Origin of the sequence: Planktotalea sp. (genome assembly GCF_039984035.1) — a bacterium.
Classification (GTDB): Bacteria; Pseudomonadota; Alphaproteobacteria; order Rhodobacterales; family Rhodobacteraceae; genus Planktotalea.
Map to the genome: position 1 here is coordinate 1 of NZ_JBDWVM010000064.1, position 7,143 is coordinate 7,143.

A 7,143-nucleotide genomic window follows, 5' to 3' on the forward strand; every position below is an offset into this window, starting at 1 on the left:
TTCACAATCGCGGGATTCCGTTGTCGTCTTTGATGCGGTGCCAATTTGTCTTGGCCTGTTGCCTTCAAAAGAAGTTGACGACAATATACGAGCTTGAGCAAAGGAAGGTCTATCAAACCATCCTGTTTGATGAGCCTGCGCAATCAAGCGTAAGTTTTGACAGCGGGTCCAAGTTCTTTGACGGCGTGTTTGCAGGTGTTCGCCCTTATCGCGGGCGGCAAAAGTTTCCACGGCATTATACGGGCGGCGATCAAGTGCCGTTCATTGATGGTAAAGGTGAAGACGGTGGTGACGGTCAAAAGTTCCAATGTGCTGTGACACTAGATAGCCAAAAAGGGGTAAGACACTGGATCAGGGATGTGCCTCGGCATCCAAACGCATTTCGGTTGCCGGTTGCATGGGGTCGTTTCTACCCTGAATTAGTTGCCGAGCTTGAAGATGGGCGCGTTCTTGTCGTTGAGTTTAAAGGAAAGCACCTCAAACACGATCCGAAGGAAGTAACGAAAGGACAAGTCAGAAAGCGATGGGAAAACGTAGTATCTTTGTGCAGTTAGAAGTCGCACTAGATGGTCTTAATATGCGGGACCAACTAACAAAGGCGATAGATACGTGAGGATTGACAAAAAGCCATCTCCCTAATCTTGGGTGGTGTTTTTTGTGGTATGAAATTTAGAAGGCAAATTTTTACCTATCTAAATTATTGCCTTACGAAAAAAGTACTAAGGACTGAGCCTCCGCCACTACACAATTTTGTAGAATTTGAATGGGTCGCCTTGGGCGGCCTTTTTCTTTGTGAAGGTGTGTTTTGAACTTTTGGCTCTGCCTATCGCGCGGCTTGGAGCCTCTCGGATGGTGCGAAATCTTGAGGTCTGGTTCTATTCCGCTGGCTATTCGTATGAAAAAAATATCATTTCCCAAATTCTCGGATGTTCAAAATTTTTCCCTAGTGTCGTCCTTCAACCGCCGTTTCACGCATCTGCCTCAACAGATCACGGAAGAATCACGATGGTTTTGAAAGGTGGAAAATGAAAACGTCAAAAAGTTTTGATGTTACTAAGCCCTTTAGAAATTCTGGGGCTGAACAACTGAAAGGTGGGATGGTCGATGGGATTGTTTGGGGGAATATAGGGCGGAACTCAAGGAGGGACGCAGGGCGGTACGCAAGGGGGAACACAGGGTAATTCGCATCCTGCATGTGACCCGTCGCCGTTGTTGTCGACAGCCCTTGCTGTGCTGCAAGATGCGATCACAGGCTTTTGGAATACTGACAAGCTTTTGGTTGGTCAAAAGCTTCCTGTTCCGTCGAACGACCTGTCGTATTTGTCGGAAACACGTCGGCAGCAAATCTTGCTGGGTGAGTTATGCAGCCAGTTCAATGTTGAAACAGATGGATTTCGTCCGTGGTTACAGCGATTTGCGTTCAGAGCGCATTCCGGAAATCCAAGTTCAAATCGATGACATCCTGTCTTTTTTTGGAGCGGTGACTCCTATGAACGGGTTTCGCAAGAAACATACGATGCAAGTTTTGTTCGCGGTTCAGGGTTTGGCGATCCAGCTGTACATGCGCATGAAGCATTACTGCTGGATGCCACGTCCAGCAGATTTTGCGCATGAGGTGCAGCCAATCATTCAGACACCGGATCATTCCAGTTTTCCTGCAGGTCACGCGGTGGAGGCATTTGCGATTGCGACGGTGTTGCACTTCCTCTCGGACGAGAGTGCCAGCAAGGATATGAAGTTCACCGAAACCTTGCCGATGGTGTTCCGCGTGGCCCATCGTATTGCGGTTAACCGAACAATTGCAGGTGTTCATTCTCCTATCGACAATGCAGCAGGCGCAGCAATGGGCTATGCGCTTGGGCGGGCAATCATTGCATTGGCGACCGCTTCAAAAGACGACGAATCAAAGCATGCAGTTCTCGCGTTTGGCATTGCTAGTTTTCAAGAGGGGCAAGATTTTGATCGTGCTTGGGTCACAAAAACTCTGAACGGGTCGACCCAAGGCAACGCTGTCACGGCCGAGACGATTCCTTTGTTTACAGAGCATTTTTCAAATGCGCGTGTTGAGTGGGGGACCAAATGAGTTACGAATGGTTCCCTTGGAAGCTTGTCCCAAGCTCAGAAAACGCGTTTGTTTTGCCAACGCCGCCTGCGGAAGCAGATGGCATTTTTTCGGTCGGCGCCATTGGTCGATCAAACGCGATTGCTCGTTTTTCGAATACGGGGCCGGATTGCTACGCGCCCGGTGTTGATATCTTGTCAGCTGATCACGCCAATCGCTCTGGGCTGAAACTCCTGTCGGGCACGTCAATGGCGACGCCGCATATCGCGGGGGCTGCGGTCATTCATGCGCAGCGTTTGGCTCAAAACGGACAATTTTCTGCGCGGCAGTTGCGTGAAGAGGTTCTCGCAAATGTCGTACCCGTTTCGGGTTTGAGCCGAGCCGATGCAGGGCGCGAGGCACTGAGAGTCTGACATTCGTCCATATTGGCGCTGAGGTGGCGGCACTGTCCCCGCCTCGGTTTTCGCTTGCTTTGACCCAATTCAAAGCGGAAACATAACAGAAAAATCTATGGCTTTGCTGTGTATCCGATAAGAGAAATGAATACTCATGACATTTGATCAAATCAAAACCTTTCTGTGGGTCGCGCGTCTTGGGGGCTTTCGCAAGGCGGCGGAACGTTTGCATCTTTCACAGCCTGCTGTATCCACACGGATTGCCAATCTCGAAGACGAGCTGCGTGTGCCTTTGTTTGAACGCTCTCAGGGGGATGTGGTTCTCACGAAACATGGGACTTTGCTGCTGTCTTACGCCGAGCAAATGTTATTCGTTGAAGAAGAGATCAAACAACGTGTCGCTGACGCTTCCGAGACTGAAGGCTTGTTTCGTGTCGGCGCGTCGGAAACGATTGCGCAGGCTTGGCTCCCTGAATTTTTGAAAGCGTTCAGCACCCAGTACCCGCGGGTGAATGTGGATTTGACAGTCGACATTTCGCTCAACCTGCGGGCCGCACTTTTGGAGCGTCGCTTGGACTTGGCTTTTCTCATGGGGCCGGTGTCTGAGTTTTCAGTTGAGAATGTCGAGCTGCCTGCATTCGATCTCCACTGGTATCGCTCAACTCAGAATGAACAAACTGATCTCAGCGAAATTCCGGTGATTTCTTATTCTAGCCAAACCCGCCCGTACCGCGAGTTAATGTCCGAACTTTCACGACGCATAGGGCCGCGTTTGCGGGTCTACGCATCGGCGTCTTTGTCCGCGAGTTTAAAGATGATTGCTGCGGGAATCGCGGTGGGTCCTTATCCGCGCGCGCTGGCGAATGACTTTCTGCAATCAGGTCAGATTGTTGAATTCGATCCCGGCTTTCATCCGCAGCCCTTGGCGTTTACTGCCTCCTATCTGTCCGAACCGCGCAGTTTTCTTGTTGAAAATAGTGCAAAAATTGCGCGCAAAGTCGCGCTTGAGTGGGATAACTCGCATCCAAAGTAATTTAAAAAATCTATCACCTCTGATATAAAATGATAATTTGCATGAATTCGCATTGTCGTGAAAGCTATGTCCAACACAGCATTGGGCGTTCTTATGATGACAGACACGACTCTTCACTCGGCACTTATCGGCGCATCTGCACAGCAGGTTCGCTCAGCAATTCGAAGCGGATCTTATAGCGGACACACTGCAGGTCTGGCCGCCGGAAAGCTCCAATGCAATCTCGCTATTCTCCCTGAGCGGTATGCATTGGACTTTCTGCGATTTTGCCAACGTAACCCTAAACCATGCCCTGTTGTCGGGGTTAGCGACAGCGGTGATCCGTATTTGCCAACGCTTGGGCAAGACATCGATATCCGCACGGATGTTTCTAAATATCGCATATTCAGAGACGGTGCATTGGCGGACGAAGTTGAAGCCATTGACGCGCTTTGGGCCGACGATTTGGTCACAGTTGCTTTGGGCTGCTCTTTCACGTTTGAAAACGCGCTTTTGCGCAATGACATCCCCGTGCGCCATATCGAAACGGGCCGCAATGTTCCGATGTATAGCTCCAACATAGATCTCATGCCTTCGGGACCATTCGGCGGAAAGATGGTGGTCACGATGCGCCCGATCCCGCGTCATCAGATCGATCAAGCACGCGAAATTAGCGCGCGGTTCCCACAAGCGCATGGCGCGCCCATCGCGATTGGTGATCCTGCTGATGTTGGAATTTCCGATCTGTCCCAGCCGGACTGGGGCGAGGCGGTTGAGATCAAAGACGGCGAAGTTCCCGTCTATTGGGCGTGCGGCGTTACCCCGCAAAACGTTCTGCTCGATGCAAAGCTGCCGCTCTGCATCACTCATTCCCCTGGCCACATGTTGATCGCTGACGTGGCTGAAGATGCCGAAACGACAATTCTACAAACCCAAAACTAAAAAACTACTCAACAAGGAGAGACACTATGAAAACAGTCACATCAGCTATCGCCGCTTTGGCGCTGAGCGCGAGCGCCGCCTTCGCGGATGAGCCCGTCGTTTTGAACGCGGTTGGAACATGGTCCAGCCTCACAAACTTCCAGAAGCACGAAGAGCCGTTCTTTAACACGCGTTTGCGCGAAGCGTCTGACGGCAATATCGTTGGCAAAATTCAGTCCCAGTCTGGTCTTGGCTTGAAGGGCTTTGAAATCATGCGCCTCGTTAAGAATGGCGTGTTTGATTTTGCATTCGGCCTGCCGGGTTATGTCGCTGCTGAAAACGCAATTTTTGAAGGCGCTGACCTGTCTTCGCTGACGCAAGACATCGACACACAGCGCCAAGTGTCTGACGCCTATTATCCGACGTTGGAAAAGGCGTTTGCAGATATCTATAACGCGAAACTTTTGATGCTCTACCCATTCCCGAGCCAAACGCTCTGGTGCAACGGTGAAGTGAATGGCATCGAAGATTTGAATGGCAAGAAAATCCGCGTCTATTCCACGACATTGGGTGATTTCGTAGAAGGCGTGGGCGGCACGTCGGTGACTGTGTCTTTCTCAGAGGTGATCCCAGCGCTTGAAAAAGGCGTTGTTGATTGCGCGATCACGGGCACGATGTCGGCCTACACTGCGAAATGGAACCAAGTTGCAACGCACGCCTATACATTGCGCGTGGGCTGGGGTCTCGCGTTTGGCGCGATGAACATGGACAAATGGAACAGCCTATCTGAAGGTCAGCAAGCGTTGATGCAGAGCGAAATCGCGACACTGACTGACGCGATGTGGGCAGAAACAGCGACGGAAGATGATGTCGCGATTTCCTGCATCACGGGCGGTGAATGTTCTGTGGGAGAACCGGGTTCTATGACACTTGTGGAACCATCCGAAGCAGATCTGAAAGCACGTGACACCATCGCGACGGACGTTGTTCTGGCCCGTTGGGCAGAGCGTTGCGGCGAAGAGTGCGCAGCAAATTGGAATGAAACTGTTGGTCCAATTTTGGGTCTGACAGCGATGGCCAAATAAGAGCCCATCTCATCGGGCGGCGCACGAAGTCGCGCCGCTCGTTTTCTTCCACTCCTCCCCACTACCTTTCCATCCAACAGGATCTTCTCGATGTTAGAGCGCTTGCTAAACAACACCCGCACCTTGAGCCTTTGGTTAACGTGGCTCGGTGGCACGTTGATCGTTTTGTCTGCCTTTTTGGTAACGCTTGAAGTGTTCTTACGAAGAGTCTTCAACGTCTCGATTGGCGGTGCAGATGAAATTTCGGGCTATGCTTTTGGCGTCGCCACGGCGCTGGCCCTCTCGTACGCATTGTTTGAACGCGCGCACATTCGCGTTGATGCCTTTCTCGGCGCAATTCCAAAGAAGCTACATGGCCTCGTGAACCTGTTTGGGATGATCATGTTGATCAGCTTTGCCGCAGTCATTGTTTATAATGTCTGGTCGCTCGTTGGAGATACGCTCGCGAATGGATCGCGCTCTATCACGCCGATGCGCGTGCCTTTGGCAATCCCACAAATCCCCTGGCTGATTGGTTGGATTTTCTTTGTCTTTTCGGGTGTTTTACTCAGCCTCGTTGCGCTCAAGCGCATCATGGCGGGCGATCCTGACGGCACACAGGATCTCATCGGTGTCAAATCCCTAGACGAACAAATCGAAGACGAGACGGTATAAACAAATGCTCATTAAGACACTTCTTATCCTGCTCGCTCTTATCGGCTTAGCCGTTCCGATCGCTGCATCACTCGGCTGGCTCGGCCTTATTTTACAATTCACTGACAGCCCCATGCCACTGCACCGCGCGATTTCGGACATGGCATGGCAAACCTCTACAGATTTCTTGTTGGTCGCGATCCCGATGTTCGTGATGATGGGCGAAGTCCTGCTGCGTGCAGGCATCACCGAGCGCATGTATGACGGTATCGTCAAATGGGTCGGTTGGTTGCCCGGTGGTCTGATGCATTCGAACATCGGCTCTTCCGCGCTCTTTGCTGCGACCTCTGGTTCGTCAGTTGCGACTGCTGCAACGATCGGCACAGTTGCGGTGCCCCAGATCAAGAAACGCGGTTATAACGAGAGCCTGTTTCTCGGCACTGTCGCTGCGGGTGGTACATTGGGCATTCTCATTCCACCGTCGATCAACCTGATCCTCTATGGTCTGCTCACCAATACATCTGTGCCAGAGCTATATCTTGCGGGCTTTCTACCAGGCTTCTTACTGGCGCTTTTGTTCATGGCGACGATTGTGGTGGCCTGCATGATCAAGCCTGAATGGGGCGGCGAAAAGCTGCGTCATACATGGGGCGAACGGCTGCGAGCCTTGCCGTCTTTGATCCCACCGATTGGTATCTTTGTGGTGGTTGTCGGTTCGATCTACGCGGGCCTTGCAACGCCAACAGAAGCTGCAGCACTTGGCGTTGTTGCCTCTATGGGATTGGCCGCGCTGAATGGCAAAATGTCCATCGATATGATGCGCCAAGCGATTGAAGGCACGATGCGCACGACGGCTATGATCATGCTGATCATCATCGCGGCTGTTTTCCTGAACTTTGTGCTCTCCATCATCGGACTTACACAAGCGCTGACAGACTTTGTCACGGGGCTTGGTTGGACACCGATGCAAACGATGCTGATGATCGTCGCGGTTTTGGTCCTGATTGGCTGCTTCATGGAAACCTTGTCGATGCT

Annotated in this window: 7 protein-coding genes and 1 pseudogene; all 8 read left to right on the top strand. The window is 51.6% G+C overall.

Annotation, left to right across the window (positions count from 1 at the left end; all coding sequences use genetic code 11):
* Nucleotides 1-554 (top strand): annotated as a pseudogene (locus ABJQ89_RS02805) (restriction endonuclease subunit R); the annotation flags it as partial.
* An 821-nt stretch (nucleotides 555-1,375) separates the two neighbouring features.
* The gene (locus ABJQ89_RS02810) at nucleotides 1,376-2,083 is read left to right on the top strand and encodes a phosphatase PAP2 family protein (protein ID WP_348494752.1); all 708 of its coding nucleotides are present in this window, start codon (nucleotides 1,376-1,378) and stop codon (nucleotides 2,081-2,083) included.
* Nucleotides 2,080-2,475 (top strand): S8 family serine peptidase, encoded by a 396-nt coding sequence (locus tag ABJQ89_RS02815; protein ID WP_348494753.1) that lies wholly within the window; start codon nucleotides 2,080-2,082, stop codon nucleotides 2,473-2,475. Before ABJQ89_RS02810 ends, ABJQ89_RS02815 begins: the two co-directional genes overlap by 4 nt.
* Nucleotides 2,476-2,611: 136 nt before the next feature.
* Complete coding sequence (locus ABJQ89_RS02820) at nucleotides 2,612-3,490, top strand: LysR family transcriptional regulator (protein WP_348494754.1); 879 nt, start codon at nucleotides 2,612-2,614, stop codon at nucleotides 3,488-3,490.
* Between the two features lie 96 nt (nucleotides 3,491-3,586).
* Nucleotides 3,587-4,411 (top strand): putative hydro-lyase, encoded by an 825-nt coding sequence (locus ABJQ89_RS02825; RefSeq protein ID WP_348494755.1) that lies wholly within the window; start codon nucleotides 3,587-3,589, stop codon nucleotides 4,409-4,411.
* 26 nt (nucleotides 4,412-4,437) lie between these two features.
* Nucleotides 4,438-5,475 (top strand): TRAP transporter substrate-binding protein, encoded by a 1,038-nt coding sequence (locus tag ABJQ89_RS02830; RefSeq protein ID WP_348494756.1) that lies wholly within the window; start codon nucleotides 4,438-4,440, stop codon nucleotides 5,473-5,475.
* Between the two features lie 90 nt (nucleotides 5,476-5,565).
* Entirely contained in the window at nucleotides 5,566-6,129 is a 564-nt protein-coding gene (locus ABJQ89_RS02835; protein WP_348494757.1) for a TRAP transporter small permease, read from the top strand.
* A gap of 4 nt (nucleotides 6,130-6,133) precedes the next feature.
* Nucleotides 6,134-7,143: TRAP transporter large permease (locus ABJQ89_RS02840; RefSeq protein WP_348494758.1), on the top strand; the 1,010-nt coding region annotated here is incomplete at its 3' end.

Excerpts from the sequence above, each read along its gene's own strand:
- ABJQ89_RS02810 (WP_348494752.1), top strand. The coding sequence starts at position 1,376 with ATGTTGAAACAGATGGATTTCGTCCGTGGTTACAGCGATTTGCGTTCA.
- ABJQ89_RS02825 (WP_348494755.1), top strand. The coding sequence starts at position 3,587 with ATGACAGACACGACTCTTCACTCGGCACTTATCGGCGCATCTGCACAG.
- ABJQ89_RS02820 (WP_348494754.1), top strand. The coding sequence starts at position 2,612 with ATGACATTTGATCAAATCAAAACCTTTCTGTGGGTCGCGCGTCTTGGG.
- ABJQ89_RS02830 (WP_348494756.1), top strand. The coding sequence starts at position 4,438 with ATGAAAACAGTCACATCAGCTATCGCCGCTTTGGCGCTGAGCGCGAGC.
- ABJQ89_RS02835 (WP_348494757.1), top strand. The coding sequence starts at position 5,566 with ATGTTAGAGCGCTTGCTAAACAACACCCGCACCTTGAGCCTTTGGTTA.
- ABJQ89_RS02815 (WP_348494753.1), top strand. The coding sequence starts at position 2,080 with ATGAGTTACGAATGGTTCCCTTGGAAGCTTGTCCCAAGCTCAGAAAAC.